The organism is Ruegeria sp. SATB045, from assembly GCF_059613525.1.
Genome location: NZ_JBXWSR010000020.1, coordinates 425016 through 443003 on the forward strand (window position 1 = coordinate 425016; position 17988 = coordinate 443003).

Consider the following 17988-nt stretch of genomic DNA (forward strand, 5'->3'; position numbering starts at 1 on the left):
TGGAGGCGAGTACCGGAATCGAACCGGTGTACACGGATTTGCAATCCGCTGCGTCACCACTCCGCCAACTCGCCTTTTCAAGTAAAATCAAATACTTGTCGTGGTGTGACCGGCGTTTTAGCAGCTTTCGTCTGGGGCGTCCAGAGGGGTGGGCGCAAATTTCAGTCTGCTTATTTGTCACAGCAGTGCTCTTGTCCTGAATTATTGCCTGATATCGTAAGTTTGAAGGCACTGAGGCGTTGCCGGTTTCTTCTGGATATGGCACAAGCCACGCACACTAGGGAACAGAACGAGCGATCCAATGACAGATTTCGCAGCCCGTCGCCGTACAATGGTTGACACGCAAATCCGACCCTCTGACGTCACGAAATTTCCTATCATCGACGCGATGCTTACCGTCCGGCGCGAGAATTTCGTCCCGGATTCGCAGCGCGAGGCGGCGTATGTCGAGGAGCTGATCGACCTCGGGAACGGTCGCTGTATGCTTGAACCCAGAACTCTGGCTAAGATGCTGGATGTGTTGAATATTTCTAATGATGAAGCCGTGTTGGATATTGCTCCGGCCATGGGGTATTCGACAGCAATTGCAGCGCGGATGGCCGAATTGGTCGTGGCCGTGGAAGACGACGAAGACCTGGCAGCAGAGGCTCAGACCATTCTTATGGACGCAGACGCCGACAATGCCATCGTCCATGTCGGGCCGCTCGAGCAAGGCGCGACCGAGCATGGGCCATACGACGTGATCATGGTGCAAGGAGGGGTCGAGCAGATTCCGGACAGGCTGATTGATCAGTTGAAAGACCACGGTCGAATTGCGTGCGTGTTCATGGAAGGTGCACTGGGCACCGTTCGGATCGGTCATAAGTCGAATGGCCGTGTGACCTGGCGTCATGCGTTCAACGCCAATGCACCGGTTTTGGCGGCATTTTCCACAGAAAGTGTATTTTCGCTATAATTCCGTGATAGTTTTTTCTGTCGCCTTGATTAGTTGAAAACAAACACGCAAACTGTCGACAGGGCAGCGTAATTTTTGATTTGAGAGGATTTCGTGATGAGTTCCAAAGCGGGAGGTAAACTGGTCAAGGCGATGGCGCTGACGGCCGGAATTGCGCTTAGTGTTTTACCCGGGCGGTTCGCCTGGGCGGATAATCTGACGGATGCGTTCATCGGGGCATACAATACGAGCGGGTTGCTCGAGCAGAACCGGGCTTTGCTGCGTGCTGCTGACGAAGACGTTGCGATTGCGCTGGCAGCTTTGCGGCCGATCATCAACTGGACCGTGCAAATCAGTCAAGACTACACTCGCTCGACTGTTGATGACGTTGTGAACCGTCAGGAACCGACTAACTTCTTTACCGGCCTGACGTTGAGCCAATTGATCTATGATGGTGGTTTTTCGGTGCTGGGCAAACAGTCTGCGCAAGAAATCGTTCTGTCCACGCGTCAAAATCTGATTGATATCGAACAAGCCGTTTTGTTCCGGGCTGTGAACGCTTATCTGGATGTAGTTCTTCAAGAAGAAACCGTCCAAATTCAGTTAAACGATGTCGAAGTCTCGGCCGAAGAACTGCGTGCGTCGCAGGACCGATTTGACGTTGGTGAAGTAACTCGTACTGACGTGGCGCTGTCCGAAGCACAGCTTGCCAGTGCACAGGCAGAACTGGCGGTCGCGCGCGGTAACCTCAGCACCGCGCAGGCCGAATATGTGAACGCTGTTGGTAATGCCCCCGGCGCTACGGCGGGTCAGCCCAATTTGCCGAGCCTTCCCAATTCAGAATCTGAGGCCATTGCTTTTGCGCAACGCAACCACCCGGCGATCTTGTCCTCGCAGCATGAAGTGCGCGCTTTTGATCTGCTGGTTCAGCAGCAAAGGGCCAATTTGGGTCCGAACGTGTCACTGAACGCCGATGCTGGTATCACCGAAAGCTTTGACAATGATGATGACCTCGAAGATGCAAGGATCGCGTTGAACTTCAACCAACCTATTTACGCTGGCGGTGCGTTGGCCGCTCAGGTCCGCCGCGCTATGGCGACACGTGATGCAACCCGCGCCAACTTGCTAAACGTCCAAAAGGATATCACTCAGGGTGTTTCGGCATCTTACGCCAACTTTCAGGCTGCAGCGGCTAGCCTCCGGGCCTCGACAGAACAGGTTCGGGCCTCGCAAGTTGCCTTTGATGGCATCCGCGAAGAAGCAACATTGGGTGCTCGGACCACGCTGGACGTGCTTAATGCGCAGCAAGATCTGCTGGATGCGCAGTTGAACGAAGTTGCTTCGCGCACTGAACGGTCGCGGGCGGCATATCAGCTGCTGCAAGCGCAAGGCTTGCTTACCGCTGAACGCCTGGGTCTTGCGGTGCAGATTTATGATCCGACGCTTTATTACAATCTGGTGAAGAAAGCCCCAGCACAGGTTAGCAGGCAGAGCAAGGATCTGGATCGCGTCCTCAAAGCATTGCGGCGTGATTAAACGCCGCGACTATCTGTTGTGAGGTTGAAAGTGTTTGGCTACACTCAATCCTGAGGAAAGAGTGGTATTCAAGAATGTCGGACAATGTCGCAAACGGGAATGTAGAGGACGTCCTGTCCTCTATTAAGCGGTTGGTAAGCGAAGAAGGCCGCAAAATCCCGGATATCATGCAATCCACTCGTGCGCGTAAGCCTGGCCGGTTGGTTCTGACCGATTCCTTGCGCGTAAGCGAATCCCAAGGCGATAAGGAAACTCCGTCTGATACGGTGGTATCAGGCTATGCGGCCGAGGTCTCTGTGAAGCCCATGGTTCTGCGGGCGTCCGACGCAGTGAAAGAAAACGAGCCACGCATTGAAGAGCCAACAGAACACGTAAACGATCCTGTTGAAAGCCTGAGCTCGAAGATCGAAGCGCTGGAGGCGGCGATCGCCAAGACAGAGGATCAGTGGGAACCTGACGGTGAAGGTCAAGATGCCTATGCTGGGACCTTGACTCAGTCGTTGAGTTGGCAGGCCGAGGCCGACGAAGACGAAGCAATTGCCGCTGACGCACCGCTCGTCTCGGAAACCAAAGCCACTTTCATCCGCGACCCGAAGGTGACGGCGAAGGCTGACCCGGTGCAAGACGTTAAAACGGAGCACACACCGCTGGATGAAGACGCGCTCCGGGACTTGATCGCACAGGTGGTTCGCGAAGAACTGCAGGGCGTATTGGGTGAGCGGATCACGCGCAACGTTCGCAAACTGGTGCGGCGCGAAATCTACCGCGCGCTGGCGGAACACAAGCCCGACTAACGCTCACGCCCTGCGGGGTGTTTCGGCCAGCGAAAGCAGTCGGTCCAAGTCCATGTTCTGTTCCAAATGATCGGCCAGTGCGTCCAATGTCTTGTCGACACCGTCCTCATAGGACAGATCGGAAGTTACGCCTAGTTCCGACAAATACCGCGCGCGGAACGCATCTGATGAGAATATGCCGTGCAGGTAGCTGCCGCGGATGCGTCCGGTTGTATCAGTGGCACCTTCGGCGCGGCCTGCAACCTCGAGCCAGGCACGCGCGCAATCGGGGCCATCCGTGCGACCCATGTGGATTTCGTATCCAGTTACCGGCTCGTGTCCCGGTAGGGCGCGCGCCGTTCGGAGTGTCACTTTTTTCTGTCCGACCATGACGGTCTCAACATTCAAAAGACCCAAACCTTCGACAGTACCGGGTCGCCCATCCACGCCCTCGGGGTCAGAGATGGTCTTGCCAAGCATCTGGTAGCCGCCGCACAGACCCAGCACATGCCCCCCGCGCCGCACATGGGCATAAAGGTCAACGTCCCAACCCTGTGCGCGGAAATAGGTCAGATCACCGATGGTGGATTTGCTGCCGGGCAAAAGCACGAGGTTCGCGTCACCGGGTAGGGGGCGACCAGCTGGAATGACCTCGACCGTGACGCCGGGCTCGGCAGACAGCGGGTCCAGATCGTCGAAGTTTGCCATGCGTTCCAGTTGCGGGACTACAACTTTGCATGCCCCACCGGTGTGAGAGCGGATGTCCATCATGTCTTCGGCGGGCAGCTTCCAGGCGTCTTGGAACCACGGCACGACGCCCAGGCATGGCCAACCGGTACGTGCGGCGATGTCATCGCGCCCCTCGTCGAACAGGGACACATCGCCCTTGAATCGGTTCACTGCAAAGCCCTTGATCATCGCAAGGTCACCGGCATCCAGCACAGCCTGCGTGCCCACGATCTGCGCGATCACGCCGCCGCGGTGAATGTCGCCGACCAGCACTACGGGTACGCCTGCAGCGCAAGCAAATCCCATATTGGCAATATCACCCTTGCGCAGGTTGGTTTCAGCCGGACTGCCTGCGCCCTCGACCAGGACAAGGTCGGCATCACCGCACAAACGGTCAAAGCTTTCCAGCGCGGCGCTCAACAGCTTGAATTTGTCCTTGCGGTAGTCACCCGCCTTCATCGTGCCCGCCCTTTGACCCTGAACGATGATTTGAGCACCGGTGTCGGTTTCGGGCTTCAGCAGGATCGGGTTCATGTCGGTGTGAGTTGGCCTGTTCGCAGCCCACGCCTGCAGCGCCTGCGCACGCCCGATCTCACCTCCGTTTTCGGTTACGGCTGCGTTGTTCGACATGTTCTGCGGCTTGAACGGAGCCACTCTAAGCCCACGCCGTGAATAAGCGCGTGCCAGGCCGGCCACGAGAACCGATTTGCCCACATTGCTGCCAGTACCTTGAATCATGATGGCGCGAACCATGATTGATCTCCTATAACCTGACGGGCACATGACCCGATTTGACGGCAGAGGAAAAGACCGGATGAACACACCTGCCCATCTTTTGATCGGGGCCGCCCTCTTTGCCCGCCCGCCGCAAGGGCGCATTCTGCGCGCAGTGTTGATCGGATCAGTTTTGCCGGATCTGTCCCTTTACCTGATGGCTGGTGTGTCGCTGTTCATTCTGGGTATCCCCGAGCAGGTGGTCTTCGGGCAACTGTACTATTCCGATGCATGGCAAACAGTGTTCGCCATCGACAATTCGTTTCTGGTTTGGGGGTTGGCTTTAGTCGTGGCGCTGTGGGTGGGCGCGCGACCTGTGGTCCTTGGGGCCTCGGCCGGGTTACTGCATTTGATAACCGACTTTGTATTGCATGCCGGGGATGGGCGGCCGCAGTTTTGGCCGATAAGCAACTGGGTTTTTCATAGCCCGGTCAGCTATTGGGACAGTGCCCATCATGCGCAATGGGTTGTTCCCGTCTCGATCACGGCGTGTGCGGCATCCTACGTGATACTCTGGCGGCGCGGGTTAGACGCTTCGACCAAGATGTTCTTTGGGGTGTTGCTTGGAGCGGAAATATGGGTCGCGCGGCAATGGCTGATGTTTTTCTGAGATAGCCACTGTCCAAAAGAAAAGCGCGCTCTGCAATGCACGAGCGCGCTTTTTCTTGGAAACAGCGGCTTAGGTCAGGCGGCTTCGGCCTGCTGAGCAGCGTTACGGCGTTCGCTTTCTTCACGCGACAGTGCAACCGAGGTGCGCACACCACGGCCAACGAAATCCATTAAGCCGCTCACAACCCGTTCGTTCGGGTCGATACCGGCGCAGGACAGCACTTCGCGGCCGTCGCGCGAACGTGCCCAGCGGGCAATTTGTTCGGGGCCATTGCCATATTTCTTGTCATCGGCAATAGCATCATCCAGCGCAGCCAACACAACGGCTGCAAAAAGTTTGCGCGCACGGTTGCCTTGTTCGTTGTTAAAGGCGGTGCCGTCAACGAAATCTCTCATCTCGTTTTCCTTGTTGTTCTTGCTCTTGCATTTTCGGCGTGACGGTCCTTATGACCGATAAAGTGTGATTCGGATACAGCTAATATGCATAGTTGCGTTGCGTCATCTGCATGGCTCGCTGCACCTGCAACACAAGGTTTCGTTGTCTTGCCACGTGTTGTCCCGCCAGATATAGGAAGCGCAACTGACGCATCAACCGTTTGTGAAGGATTTATGTCATGCCCAAGATAAATGGGAACGAAATTCGCCCCGGCAATGTGCTTGAGCATAATGACGGTCTTTGGGCCGCTGTCAAAGTTGATCACGTAAAGCCCGGAAAAGGCGGCGCTTTTGCTCAGGTCGAACTGCGCAACCTGCGCAACGGCTCGAAACTGAACGAACGGTTCCGCTCGGCGGACAAGGTGGAGCGGGTGCGGCTGGAACAGAAGGATCAGCAGTTCCTCTACGAATCCGACGGGATGCTGGTGTTCATGGACTCCGAGACCTATGAGCAGATCGAACTGCCATCGGACCTGTTGGGTGAGCGTCGCCCTTTTCTGCAGGACGGCATGACAATTGTTGTCGAGTTCTACGAATCCGAGGCGCTGAACGCCTCGTTGCCCCAAAAGGTGACCTGCAAGATCGTTGAAACCGAACCGGTCGTAAAAGGTCAGACCGCGGCGAACTCGTTCAAGCCGGCCATTCTGGACAATGGCATCAAGGTCATGGTTCCCCCCTTTGTTGGTCAGGATGAGATGATCGTGGTGAACACTGAGACCATGGAATATTCCGAACGCGCCTGATCCGCGTTGAAATCACCAAGAGGCCGCGTCAGCAACGATACGCGGCCTTTTTTATGTGCGGCGCTTGATGCGGCGGTATTGCTCGGGGTTGGGGCCGAACAGTTCCAACATCAGCTCATACTTGATGCGGTTGGCGCTGACCTGTCGGTAGAAGGCGATCAGAAACGCGGTCGGTCCCTGTATCCGGGCCAACCCGCTTGTCGCAGCGACCACAGTGCCAACATCTGTGCGGCCTTCTAGGACCAGCCAGCCACCCAGCATCAATATGCCAACAGTACCTGCGCCATTGATGACGCTCAGCAGGAATTTGGCGGATAGTTTCCAGATGAACATTTTGCGCCGAGTTTCATAGATTGAATCGAATTCAGTCTCGATCTCGCGCGAGGTTTCCTCGATCTGCTCAGTGGTCAGTCGGTCGGTTGCATTGCGCAGGATGCGGACTCGTTCGGCGACAAAGACGTTCACCTTGCGCTGTGAAACCAGCACGATGACGATCTGCGGAACGATCATCGAGAACGCGATCAGCCCCAGCCCCGGTTGCGTCGATGAGATATAGCCGATCACGCTGATCAACGTCCCGATCTGCACGACGGGGTCAGAAAAGGCACCACCTGCGAATTTGCCAAGCTCTTCGGCCTCGGCGGAAATGGCGGTGGTCATGGTGCCCTTACGCACATCTTCGCCGGTTTCATTCAGATCGGCCGAACGCAACAACAGCCGTTGGCGGATCAGGCGGACCATGTCTTCGCCCAGTGTTCCGGCGCGGTAACCCAGAACCCATTTCAGGCCGAGGCTTAGCAGAATGACCGCCATCATACCGGCCCCTAGCCATAACAGGCGGTCAGCCTTCACATCTTCGGTTGTAAGGTGATTGATAATGTCGCGCTGAAATTCAAGCGGCACAGCCGCCAGAGCGGCCACGGCGATCGAAAGAATGATAAGGATGATCTGCCGTCCGGCACTGGCACGCCAGATTGCCCTATATAGTTTGAACATGCCCGCACCCGTCTTGTGACCTGCCCGTATTGTGACAGGGCCAGGGTAGGGGGTGCAATCTATACGCGCTGTGCCGCAGTTCAGCCGTGCCGCTTGTGCAACAATTCAATCGCTTAGACGAACGTTGGCCAGATCGGCCTGCATATCCCCTGTGGCGCGGTCCAGTCGCAGATAGGCAATTCCGGCGCCGCCAGATTGGGTGAACAAGGTTCCCACTGGCTTGCCGTTTGCAAAGATTTCAGTCCCGACCGGCGCGCTTCCATCTACCGTCACGTGGCGCAGTCCCTTGCGCAGCTCGGTTTTGTGCTTCATCCGAGCTGTAACCTCTTGCCCGACATAGCAGCCTTTTTTGAAATCGACACCGTTCAGCAGTTCGAACCCGGATTCAAGGATATAGCTTTCTGGGGTCAGCTCGATGCCTGTTTCCGGGATGCAATGGCGAACGCGGATGTCATCCCAATCGGAGTCATCATCGCTTTCGGGTGCTGCGGTGTAGGCCCGCCAGCCCATGTCAGCGTGACGCGGGTCAGGTAAGGCACCTTGTGGTGCCGGGCCGGTGCCTCGCTGCAGGTTCAGCCCACTTTCCTCGATGGTGACGTCCGCACGCAGCTTGTACATCCCAAGACGTTTGACCAGCCCTTCGGCCAAAATCTCGGCCACATCCAGCAGTACCGCATCGTCTTCGCGCTTGAGGAAGAAATCGGCAAGATATTTGCCTTGCGGAGTCAAAAGCGCAGCATAGACCAGACCATCCTGAAGCCCGCCGATGTCATTTGTCACCAGCCCTTGCAGGAAACTGTCAGTGTCTGCGCCGCTCAGGCGCAGGATGCGGCGATTGGGCATGGGGGTATCCTCGTGCTTTCCCTCGGTCCCGTGATATAGGAGTTCGCGCCGACAAGACCAGAGGGTAATCCACGTGCCAGCACCGATCTCGATTGTCATTCCGACTTTGAACGCGGCCGAGACCTTGCCTGCGACCCTTCAGGCATTGATGGAAGGACTGCACACCGGGCTGATCCGCGAATTGATCGTTACGGATGGCGGATCCACCGACCAAACTCTGGAGATTGCGGATGAGGCCGGGGCCGAGATCGTCACCGGCGCCGCGTCGCGTGGCGGGCAGTTGCGTCGCGGGTGCAAACAGGCGAGAGGCGAGTGGCTGCTGGTTCTGCATGCCGACACGGTTCTCGAGGATGGTTGGACCAAAGCTGTCGGCGATCACCTTCGATCAGGCAAGCCAGCGGTTTTCCGACTGGCGTTTCGCGCTGTGGGATTTGCGCCCGGTTGGGTTGCTGGATGGGCCAATCTGCGCAGCCGGGTGTTGGGGTTACCCTATGGGGATCAGGGGTTGCTGATCCCGCGACGGACTTATGAACAGGCCGGAGGGTTCCCGGATCAACCCCTCATGGAAGACGTTGCACTTATGCGCCGGGTGCGGGGCGTCGCGTTATTGCCTTCTCGTGCGTTTACGAGCGCGGATCGATACCAGAAGGCGGGGTGGATGCGCCGAGGGGCGCGGAATCTGTGGACTCTGTTGCGGTATTTTCTGGGGGCAGATCCTGCAAAACTGGCGCGGGCGTATCGGCGCTGAAGGCAGTGCGCAATTCTACGATCGACTTGCCCAATCGGAACGGGGCGGCGAAGCTGACAAGGCACAAAGCGATAATCTGCAGCACCAGGATATGTGCGTTGGCCTGCAGGTATTCCCATTCGTCCTTCAGCTTTCCGACCTGCGCAATCAGATCCTCATAGCTTCGGGCAAGGATCAGATAGTCACCGGCTATCGCAGGCACCTTGCGGCGCATATTGTCGATGGCAATCTGGGTCTTGTCGTCAACGGTCGTAAAGACAAGAAACTGGTCAATGTCGAAAGCGTTGGCCTTTGCGGCCATCGCGCGTGCGTCGTCCATATCGTCTTTTGCCTGACGTCCGAATAGGAAGTGCAATCCTTGCAGCGGCGCGACTTCGTTGGTCACGGCGATAAACAGGGGCAGGTCAGCGTTGCTGGCGGTTGAGGCCGATAGGAACTCCACCTTTTCGCATAGAACGCCAATGTCATCATCATAGGCCGGATCGCAAAACCGCAGGCGAAAGCGGGCAGCGTCTCGGTCAAAGGCCAGGGTTGCGGCATAGGCTACGTCGATCTGCCGGTCCAACCGAGAACTGTCGGCGGTGTAAAGACCGGCCAAAACGGCAACCAACGCACCGATACCGCCCAACACGACCCAAACCAGATCGGCCAGTTTCCACGCCCGATGCCCCGCAGGTTTGCGGAACAGAAACCCGGTGCCCACGAGTCCGACCAGAAAGAACAGGATCAGAAGCGGCAGTTGGTTATCGGCGATAAAGCTCATGCCCATAAAGTGAACGCGCGGCCCCCAAGTGGCAACACTGATCACGGGCAGTTGTAAATTATAGCAAATTCAGATGTTAAGAACCCGAGCTTTGGCCGAATTTACGAAACAGCTTGGTGCGGTCAAAAGCGGCCTCAAGCTCGTCGGTGCGGTTCTTGACTGAGTCCCAAAGGCGTTCTTGAACCTCGGCGATGGCGCATTCCATCAGTGTCAGGATTGACGCCATCGAATCCCAAGCGGACGGCACCGCGATCCGTGCGGCAAAGGTATGTTTGGCCAGCCGGTGAATGGGGGAACGCCACTGGTCTGTGAACAGCACAATCTCGGCCCCGCGTTCCTGGCAGAGCTGACCGATCAACATGGTCGAGTTTTCATATCGTCGCACGTCCAGCGCGATCAGGACATCATCTTTGCGTACATCCAGCAGATCATGGGTCCACGACGCAGCCACCGGTAGCATTCGGACGTCGGGACGGATCATTTGCAAATGCAGGTACAGGTACTGCGCCATTGTACCCGTGATGCGCCCCCCAGTGATGAAAATGCGCCGATCGGGATCAGATAACAGGTTGCAAAAACTGTCGAATTCTTCTGGGTCGACCTCATCAATCGTGCGCTTTTGATTGGCGAGGGATTGCTGGGAGTAGCGGTTGAGTATGTGTTCCTCGGGCAAGTCGTTTTGCCAGACGTCGCGCTTGGCTATGGGCCCCGAGATCATCTCTTTCACTTCGCCCCGCAGGGCGGCCTGAAATTGCGGATAGCCGTCAAACCCGGTCTTTTGCAACATCCGCGCAACTGTGGTGGTCGAAACCGAGGCGGTGCTGGCCAATTCGGTAATGCTGCCCAGCCCGGCCATTGGATAGTCATCCAGCAGAACACTGACCAGTTGCCGTTCCGAGGGCGTCATCTTGTCCCGATGGGCCAGCAGCCTGTCCGTCACCCGCACTGAACGATCCTCCTGTATGCGACAAAGGCATAATGTGAATAATTTTTCATCAAGATCAAGTGTGGAGAAAATTATACAGGAAAATTATTGACAGGTGATCGGACTGTGTGGAAATTTTTCCGCAATGAGGATTTTGGGAATCGCAGGGCAGTAGGTTGGATTTCGGAACAGTCGTTCACACGGATATGGCAGACGGTGCGCCAAAAGTCGTTCTTGTCTGCGAGCACGCGTCGAACCGGATCCCGGCGTTTCTGGGGGATATGGGGCTAAGTGCTGAGGCACGTGAAAGCCACATCGCATGGGATCCCGGAGCTTTGGCGGTGGCCAAGCGGATGTCGGTGCAAATGGCCGCACCGCTGGTACATGGTGGTGTGTCCCGGTTGGTCTATGATTGCAACCGGCCGCCCGAGGCAAAAGGCGCTATGCCGTCGCGCAGTGAAGATATCGACATACCCGCAAATACTCGGATGACGCAGGATCAACGGCAGGCGCGGATTGAGGGCGTCTACGAACCGTTTCGCCAAGCCCTCTCCAAGCTGATCCTGCAGCACCGGGGAACGCTTGAGCTGATGGTGACGGTCCACAGTTTCACTCCGGTCTATTTGGGCAAGCGCCGACAGGTCGAACTGGGTATCCTGCACGGCGCCGATGACCGGTTTGCAGCAGCGATGATGGCGCATAAGGCGGTTGAAAACCCTTATGTTACGATGTTGAACGAGCCATACTCGGCCGCTGATGGTGTTGCACACACTCTGGATGCGCAGGCTTTGCCGAATGGTTTGCTGAACGTGATGATCGAGGTTCGAAACGATCTGATCCGCACGTCCGAGCAGCAAAATGCGGTCGCGGGCTGCCTTGTTCCTTGGATATCGCGAACCCTTTCGGGGTTTGAAGAAAGGGCGGCAGAATGATCCGGGCCATGCGCGTATATGTCCGTGTTGTTGACGCGGTCAATTACAGGATCGGACGGGTGATGATGTGGGGTCTGTTCGTTATGATGGGCATCCTGCTGTGGTCGTCGGTCTCGAAAACCTTCTTCCTGCCATCGCTATGGACCTTGGAAATGGCGCAGTTTGCCATGGTGACCTATTACATCATGGGCGGGCCGTATTCGATCCAGCTGGGCTCGAACGTGCGGATGGACCTGTTCTATCACAACTGGAGCCACAAGAAAAAAGCGTGGTTCGACGCCTTCACCGTTCTGCTGTTGATCCTGTATTTGGGCGTGCTGTTTTACGGCGGGCTGGGGTCCACCGCCTATAGCCTTGGATATTGGGGGGATTCCCCGATCTCGTACTTCACTGGTCTGTTGACCGGCAGTGAAGAGATCGGGCGGCTAGAACGCTCGTCCACCGCATGGCGGCCTTACATCTGGCCGATCAAGGCGATCATGGTGCTGGGCTTCTTCCTGATGCTGCTGCAGGCAATTTCGGAATTTTTCAAAGACATTGCCCGGATCAACGGGCAGGAAATCGGGGTCGCTCGGGCATGAGCCAGGAATACATCGCCATTTTCATGTTCGCGTCGATGATGCTGATGCTGTTCACAGGTCAGCGTGTGTTTGGCGCGATTGGTGCGGTCGCCACTGTTGCGGCGCTGGCCCTGTGGGGCACAGGCGGGCAGGACATCACGTTCTCGGCCGCGATGAAGCTGATGAAGTGGTATCCGCTGCTGACGCTACCGATGTTCATTTTCATGGGCTACGTGCTGTCGGAAAGCCGTCTGGCCGATGACCTGTACCGGATGTTCCATGTCTGGATGGGTCCGGTGAATGGCGGGCTCGCGATTGGCACGATTGGCCTGATGGTGCTGGTATCGGCCATGAACGGGCTGAGCGTCGCGGGGATGGCCATTGGCGCGACCATTGCGCTGCCGGAACTGCTACGGCGGGGCTATGACAAGACGATGGTCACGGGTGTCATTCAGGCGGGGTCCAGCCTGGGCATCCTTGTACCGCCCTCGGTCGTGCTGGTTCTCTATGCGATGATTGCGCGGCAACCGGTGGGGCAACTGTGGCTGGCGGGGATCGTGCCGGGGCTGCTGATGGCGGGTATGTTCATCCTCTATATCTGGATCCGTTGTCGCATTCAGCCCGAGCTTGGCCCCGCGATGAAAGACGCCCATGAAGTGCCACGCGCGGAAAAGCTGCGGCTGCTAGGCGCGGGCGCACTGCCGCTGATCATCTTTGCCGCTATGATGGTGCCCTTTGTGAATGGCTGGACCTCGCTGGTGGAAAGCTCGGCCATCGGGGCGCTGACGGCGCTGGTGGTGTCAGTCGTGAAACGCCGCATGACGTGGAAGATTTTCGAAGACTGCACCAAGCAGACACTGGCGATTTCGTGCATGTTTATGTGGATCATCCTTGCGGCTCTTGGCTTTGGCGCGGTGTTCGACGGGCTGGGTGCGGTGAAAGCCATCGACAACCTGTTCACCGAACAGCTTGGCCTGTCGCCCTGGGTGATCCTGATCCTGATGCAGCTCAGCTTTATCGTCATGGGTACGTTTCTGGACGACACAGCAATGCTGGTCATCGTGGCGCCGCTCTATGTGCCTTTGGTGGGCGTGCTCGGATTTGACCTGATCTGGTACGGGGTGCTTTATACGATCACCACCCAGATCGCCTATATGACGCCGCCCTTCGGCTATAACCTGTTCCTGATGCGCGCGATGGCCCCGCCCGAGATCACGCTGCGCGACATCTATCGCTCGATCTTCCCGTTCGTGGCGGTGATGGTGCTGGCGCTGACGATAATCATGATCTTCCCGGAACTGGCCCTGTGGCTGCCCGGATATGTCTACGGAAATTAACAAGAATGCCCGCTCAAGAGGCACGCAAACCTGCAACAGAGAGGAAATGACATGACAACAAGACGTAAGTTTCTGAAAACAGCCGGGGTCGGCGTTGCCGCTGCCCCTCTGGCCGCGCCGGCATTGGCGCAAAGCACGATCACATGGCGGATGCAAACCTATGCCGGTCCTGCGCTGGCTGCTCATGTGATCGACCCCGCGATCGAGATGTTCAACAAGATCGCTGGTGACCGGATGCAGATCGAGCTGTTCTATGCTGATCAGCTGGTTCCCACCGGAGAACTGTTCCGCGCCATGCAGAAAGGCACGATTGATGCGGTTCAGTCAGATGACGACTCGATGGCTTCGCCCACCGATGTGACCGTGTTCGGCGGCTATTTCCCATTTGCCTCGCGCTACTCGCTGGACGTGCCGGTGCTGTTCAACCAATACGGCTTGAACGAGATCTGGGATGAGGAATATTCCAAGGTCGGCGTCAAGCACATCAGCGCGGGTGCTTGGGATCCGTGCCACTTTGCCACCAAAGATCCGATCAACAGCCTGGCCGACCTGCAGGGCAAGCGCGTCTTCACCTTCCCGACAGCGGGCCGCTTCCTGTCGCAGTTCGGTGTTGTGCCAGTCACTCTGCCGTGGGAAGACATCGAGGTCGCAGTGCAAACCGGCGAGTTGGACGGCATCGCGTGGTCGGGCATCACCGAGGACTACACCGTGGGTTGGGCCGATGTGACCAACTATTTCCTGACTAACAATATCTCAGGTGCATGGGCCGGGTCGTTCTTTGCCAATATGGACCGCTGGAACGAGCTGCCCGAAGACCTGCAGACCCTGTTCCGCGTATGCTGTGACCAGTCGCACTACTATCGTCAGTGGTGGTATTGGGGCGGCGAGGCCAGCCTGCGTGTCAATGGCGACAAGATGCAGCTGACCACGATCCCCGATGAAGAATGGGCGCAGGTCGAAGAGGCCGCCGTTGCCTTCTGGGATGAGATCGCGGCTGAATCCGAAACCAAGGCCAAGGTTGTCGAAATCTTCAAGCAGTATAACGCCGATATGCTCAAGGCCGGACGGCCTTATCGCTACGGCTAAATTCCATACAATTTCGGCGCGCGGCCTCGGTCGCGTGCCGGTATTGGACCTCTGGACCCCCGATCCCTGATGCTACGCTTGCCTCTGAAACAGACAAAAACATTCTGGTCGCGCGTTGGCGTGAACCGGGCGAGGGGGGTATAGGCCAATGGCGATAGCTGGGTTCCTGATCGAGATTTTTGCGGCGACCATGTTGCTGCTGTTTGCAGTGCGGCTGGTCCGTACGGGCATCGAAAGACGTTTTGGCGCATTGTTCCAGTCGCTGCTGACGCGTCATTCCAACACGTTTGTTGCCGGTGGCGCCGGCATGGTTCTGGCAACGATCCTGCAAAGCTCGGCTGCGGTTACAGTTTTGCTGACCGGTTTTGCTGCGGCAGGCATGGTCAGCTTTGGCCTTGCATTGGCCGGGGTGCTGGGCGCGGATCTGGGTGCAGCGCTTGTCATTCAGGTTCTGTCTTATGATCTGGGCTGGCTGCAGCCCGTGCTGTTGGCGCTGGGCGGGTGGCTGTATCTCAAGTCCGACCGCGCCAATGTGCGGCTGATCGGGCGCATTGTTCTGGGCATCGCGTTCATTCTGGTTTCATTGCAGTTCTTGCGCGATGCGGTTGATCCGATCCGCGAGAGCGCCTTTTTGCCCGCCATCGCGGGCTATCTGGAAAGCGACTATTTCAGCGCCTTTATCGTGGGCGCGGTACTGGCCTTTGTCATGCACAGTTCGGTTGCGACGATCCTGATGTGCGTGACACTGGTTCAGATTGGAGCCATCCCTTTTGCTGCCGGGCTGTCGCTGGTTCTTGGGGCCAATCTGGGCTCGGCCTTTATTCCGATCTGGCTGACCCGTGACCTGACCGTTTCCGCGCGTCGTATTCCACTGGCCAACCTTCTGCTACGCGGCAGCGCTGCGCTGGTGATGCTGATTGTGGTCAACGTGACCGGCACGCATCAGACGTTGATGGTCGCGTGGGCAGGGCAGTCGTTGATCCTGGCTCATATCGGATTCAACCTCGCCGTTTTTGTGCTGGCCACAGGGTTCGTGAACTGGATGGAGCGACCGATGGCGCTGCTGCTGCCCGAGCCCGAGGTTAAGGCGCACGCGATGGACCACTTCTCGGACGCGCTTAGCCCACTGAACGATCCCAGCGCTTCGGGGGCGAATGTTGCGATGTCCTCGGTCCGGCATGAGCTGTTGCAGATGGTCACACAGGTTGAGCGCATGTTCCGCCCGGTTCTGGATATCTACGAGCAGGATGACAGCGATGCGATCTCGGCCCTGTGGCAGCAGGATGAGAGGGTGAACGCGCAGCTGACCGAAATCCGACGCTTTGTTGCCCGACTGCCGCGCCAGAACATGAACAAAGCGCAGATCAAGGCGGCGCGCGGCCTGGTCGAATACGCGATCCGGCTTGAGGCGGCGGGCGACGTGGTGTCGAACCGCATGACCCGAACTGCGCAGATCAAACACACCGAACGCACCGATTTTTCGGCACAGGGCTGGAAGGAACTCAAGGATTTGCACGCGGCGGTGCTGGCCAGTTTCTCTCTGGCTCGTCATGTGCTGCTGGTGGATGACATGGATTGCGCCCGCCGTTTGGTGCTTGACAAAGCCGAGGTTAAGCGCCTGTCGCGGAACAGCCGAAAGGCGCATTTGAAGCGGCTTGAGAGGGGGCAGACCGAAAGCTTTGCCTCAAGTGATCTACATCTTGAGACGTTGCGCGCCATGCGCGACCTGCACGGGCATATCGCCGCCATCGCCTATCCGATCCTCTACCAAAGCGGGCAGGTGCTGGAGACACGTCTGGTGATGGAAATGGATAACGAAACGGTCGAGGACTAAGGCCGAGGGCAAGAGCTTGGGACAACAGTCCCGGAAAGTGACAAAGGATGAACGGGATGGGCAATGAAGCACGTTTGAACGACCTGAAAACCAAGGTCGAAGCCGGTGAGGTCGATACCGTGCTGGTCTGCATGGTCGACATGCAGGGGCGTCTTATGGGCAAGCGGTTCCACGCGGGGCATTTCGTGGCGGGCGCGTGGGAAGAGACCCATTGCTGCAACTATCTGTTGGCCACCGACCTCGAGATGGCGACGCCCGATGGCTATGCTGCCACCAGCTGGGAACGCGGATACGGCGACTATGTGATGAAGCCTGACCTAAGCACTCTGCGCCCGGTTCCGTGGCTTGAGGGCACCGCCATGGTGATGTGCGATGTGTTGGATCACCATACGCATGAGGAAGTACCCCACGCACCTCGGTCCATCCTGAAAAAGCAGGTGAACCGGCTGAAGGCCATGGGCTATGACGCCATGTGCGCCACCGAGCTGGAGTTTTTCCTGTTCGAGAAGAGCTTTGACCAGATCCGCAAGGAAAGGTTTCGCGATCTGGAGCCGATCTCGGGCTATAACGAAGACTATCACATCCTGCAGACCACCAAGGAAGAGCATGTGATGCGCCCGATCCGCAACCATCTGTGGAACGCGGGGATTCCGGTCGAGAACTCGAAAGGTGAGGCTGAGACCGGGCAGGAAGAGCTAAACATCAAATACGCCCCCGCGATGGAGACGGCCGAGTATCACTCGATCGCCAAGAACGCGGTGAAAGAGATTGCCTGGCAGCACGGCCACGCGGCGACGTTCCTGCCGAAATGGCATCATGAGAAAGTCGGCAGCTCGTCCCACGTGCATCAGTCGCTTTGGGCGGACGGGGTGCCAGCCTTTTTTGATGAAAAAGATCCGCTGGGCATGTCGGGTATCATGAAAAGCTATATGGCGGGTTTGCTGAAATACGCCGCTGATTACACCTATTTTATGGCCCCCTATATCAACAGCTATAAGCGGTTCATGAAGGGTACTTTTGCGCCGACGCGGATCATCTGGTCGGTGGACAATCGCACGGCGGGGTTCCGTCTTTGCGGCGATGGCACCAAGGCGGTTCGGGTGGAGTGCCGGATTCCGGGTTCGGACATGAACCCCTATTTGGCGATGGCCGGGATGCTGGCTGCAGGGATTGCCGGGATCGAGGAAGCGCTGGAATTGCAGCCTCCGACACAGGGCGACGTCTACCAGGGGGAAACAGGCATGATCCCCGGCAATCTGGGTGCGGCGCGGGATGCGTTGCATGGGTCGGCCATGTTGCGCGCGGCTCTGGGGGATGACGTGGTCGATCACTACGCCCGCGCGGCAGAGGTCGAGATTGAAGAGTTCGAGCGTGTGGTGACCGATTGGGAAATTGCGCGCGGGTTTGAGCGGGCTTAGCGGTGGAAGCGAG

17 protein-coding genes, 1 tRNA gene and 1 pseudogene are annotated in these 17988 nt (G+C 57.5%); 12 read left to right on the forward strand and 7 right to left on the reverse strand.

Annotated features, from left to right (window positions below):
- Positions 1–74 (reverse strand) — tRNA-Cys (locus AC2FNR_RS09660).
- Positions 75–301: 227 nt separating this feature from the next.
- Between AC2FNR_RS09660 and AC2FNR_RS09665 the strand changes: the two genes are divergently transcribed.
- From AC2FNR_RS09665 to AC2FNR_RS09675, 3 genes are all read left to right on the forward strand, one after another.
- Positions 302–955 carry a protein-L-isoaspartate O-methyltransferase family protein gene (locus AC2FNR_RS09665; RefSeq protein ID WP_496848914.1) on the forward strand — a complete coding sequence of 218 codons (654 nt, stop codon included), beginning with the start codon at positions 302–304 and terminating at the stop codon, positions 953–955.
- A gap of 96 nt (positions 956–1051) precedes the next feature.
- Positions 1052–2470 carry a TolC family outer membrane protein gene (locus tag AC2FNR_RS09670; protein ID WP_353390433.1) on the forward strand — a complete coding sequence of 473 codons (1419 nt, stop codon included), beginning with the start codon at positions 1052–1054 and terminating at the stop codon, positions 2468–2470.
- 74 nt (positions 2471–2544) lie between these two features.
- Positions 2545–3264, forward strand: coding sequence for a hypothetical protein (locus AC2FNR_RS09675; protein WP_496848915.1), 720 nt, complete (start codon positions 2545–2547; stop codon positions 3262–3264).
- 3 nt (positions 3265–3267) lie between these two features.
- Here the strand turns inward: AC2FNR_RS09675 and AC2FNR_RS09680 are convergent, their stop codons facing one another.
- Entirely contained in the window at positions 3268–4725 is a 1458-nt protein-coding gene (locus AC2FNR_RS09680; RefSeq protein ID WP_496848916.1) for a cobyric acid synthase, read from the reverse strand.
- A gap of 61 nt (positions 4726–4786) precedes the next feature.
- Here AC2FNR_RS09680 and AC2FNR_RS09685 point away from each other — a divergent pair, with 61 nt between their 5' ends.
- Positions 4787–5356 carry a cobalamin biosynthesis protein CobQ gene (locus AC2FNR_RS09685; protein WP_496848917.1) on the forward strand — a complete coding sequence of 190 codons (570 nt, stop codon included), beginning with the start codon at positions 4787–4789 and terminating at the stop codon, positions 5354–5356.
- 74 nt (positions 5357–5430) lie between these two features.
- Here AC2FNR_RS09685 and AC2FNR_RS09690 read toward each other — a convergent pair whose 3' ends face one another.
- Positions 5431–5751: a DUF6280 family protein gene (locus AC2FNR_RS09690; protein WP_108785849.1), complete on the reverse strand. Its 321-nt coding sequence runs from the start codon at positions 5749–5751 to the stop codon at positions 5431–5433.
- A gap of 218 nt (positions 5752–5969) precedes the next feature.
- On the opposite strand from AC2FNR_RS09690, the gene efp reads away from it, so the two are divergent.
- Positions 5970–6533, forward strand: a complete 564-nt coding sequence (gene efp / locus AC2FNR_RS09695; RefSeq protein WP_170354655.1) for an elongation factor P — start codon at positions 5970–5972, stop codon at positions 6531–6533.
- A gap of 51 nt (positions 6534–6584) precedes the next feature.
- Here efp and AC2FNR_RS09700 read toward each other — a convergent pair whose 3' ends face one another.
- Both AC2FNR_RS09700 and ygfZ read right to left on the reverse strand, forming a co-directional pair.
- Positions 6585–7529, reverse strand: a complete 945-nt coding sequence (locus AC2FNR_RS09700) for an ABC transporter transmembrane domain-containing protein (protein ID WP_496848918.1) — start codon at positions 7527–7529, stop codon at positions 6585–6587.
- Between the two features lie 105 nt (positions 7530–7634).
- Positions 7635–8372 (reverse strand): CAF17-like 4Fe-4S cluster assembly/insertion protein YgfZ, encoded by a 738-nt coding sequence (ygfZ, locus tag AC2FNR_RS09705; protein ID WP_496848919.1) that lies wholly within the window; start codon positions 8370–8372, stop codon positions 7635–7637.
- Between the two features lie 73 nt (positions 8373–8445).
- Here ygfZ and AC2FNR_RS09710 point away from each other — a divergent pair, with 73 nt between their 5' ends.
- On the forward strand, positions 8446–9120 hold the full coding sequence (locus AC2FNR_RS09710; protein WP_170354652.1) for a TIGR04283 family arsenosugar biosynthesis glycosyltransferase: 675 nt from the start codon (positions 8446–8448) through the stop codon (positions 9118–9120).
- A 7-nt stretch (positions 9121–9127) separates the two neighbouring features.
- On the opposite strand, the pseudogene AC2FNR_RS09715 reads toward AC2FNR_RS09710, so the two are convergent.
- A pseudogene (locus tag AC2FNR_RS09715) lies at positions 9128–9883 on the reverse strand (hypothetical protein); the annotation flags it as partial.
- A 76-nt stretch (positions 9884–9959) separates the two neighbouring features.
- Positions 9960–10829 (reverse strand): MurR/RpiR family transcriptional regulator, encoded by an 870-nt coding sequence (locus tag AC2FNR_RS09720; RefSeq protein WP_170752392.1) that lies wholly within the window; start codon positions 10827–10829, stop codon positions 9960–9962.
- Positions 10830–10984: 155 nt separating this feature from the next.
- Between AC2FNR_RS09720 and AC2FNR_RS09725 the strand changes: the two genes are divergently transcribed.
- The 6 genes from AC2FNR_RS09725 to AC2FNR_RS09750 all read left to right on the forward strand — a co-directional run bounded on the left by AC2FNR_RS09725 (position 10985) and on the right by AC2FNR_RS09750 (position 17975).
- Entirely contained in the window at positions 10985–11740 is a 756-nt protein-coding gene (locus tag AC2FNR_RS09725) for an N-formylglutamate amidohydrolase (protein WP_496848920.1), read from the forward strand.
- Entirely contained in the window at positions 11737–12321 is a 585-nt protein-coding gene (locus AC2FNR_RS09730; protein ID WP_170752394.1) for a TRAP transporter small permease subunit, read from the forward strand. The genes AC2FNR_RS09725 and AC2FNR_RS09730 overlap by 4 nt, the downstream gene beginning before the upstream one ends.
- A complete protein-coding gene (locus AC2FNR_RS09735) occupies positions 12318–13637 on the forward strand; it encodes a TRAP transporter large permease (RefSeq protein ID WP_170354649.1) in 1320 nt (439 codons plus the stop codon). Before AC2FNR_RS09730 ends, AC2FNR_RS09735 begins: the two co-directional genes overlap by 4 nt.
- Positions 13638–13688: 51 nt before the next feature.
- Positions 13689–14723, forward strand: coding sequence for a TRAP transporter substrate-binding protein (locus AC2FNR_RS09740; RefSeq protein WP_170752398.1), 1035 nt, complete (start codon positions 13689–13691; stop codon positions 14721–14723).
- Positions 14724–14871: 148 nt separating this feature from the next.
- Positions 14872–16557, forward strand: coding sequence for a Na/Pi cotransporter family protein (locus tag AC2FNR_RS09745; RefSeq protein WP_496848921.1), 1686 nt, complete (start codon positions 14872–14874; stop codon positions 16555–16557).
- A gap of 56 nt (positions 16558–16613) precedes the next feature.
- Positions 16614–17975: a glutamine synthetase family protein gene (locus AC2FNR_RS09750; RefSeq protein ID WP_496848922.1), complete on the forward strand. Its 1362-nt coding sequence runs from the start codon at positions 16614–16616 to the stop codon at positions 17973–17975.
- Positions 17976–17988: the final 13 nt, after the last annotated feature.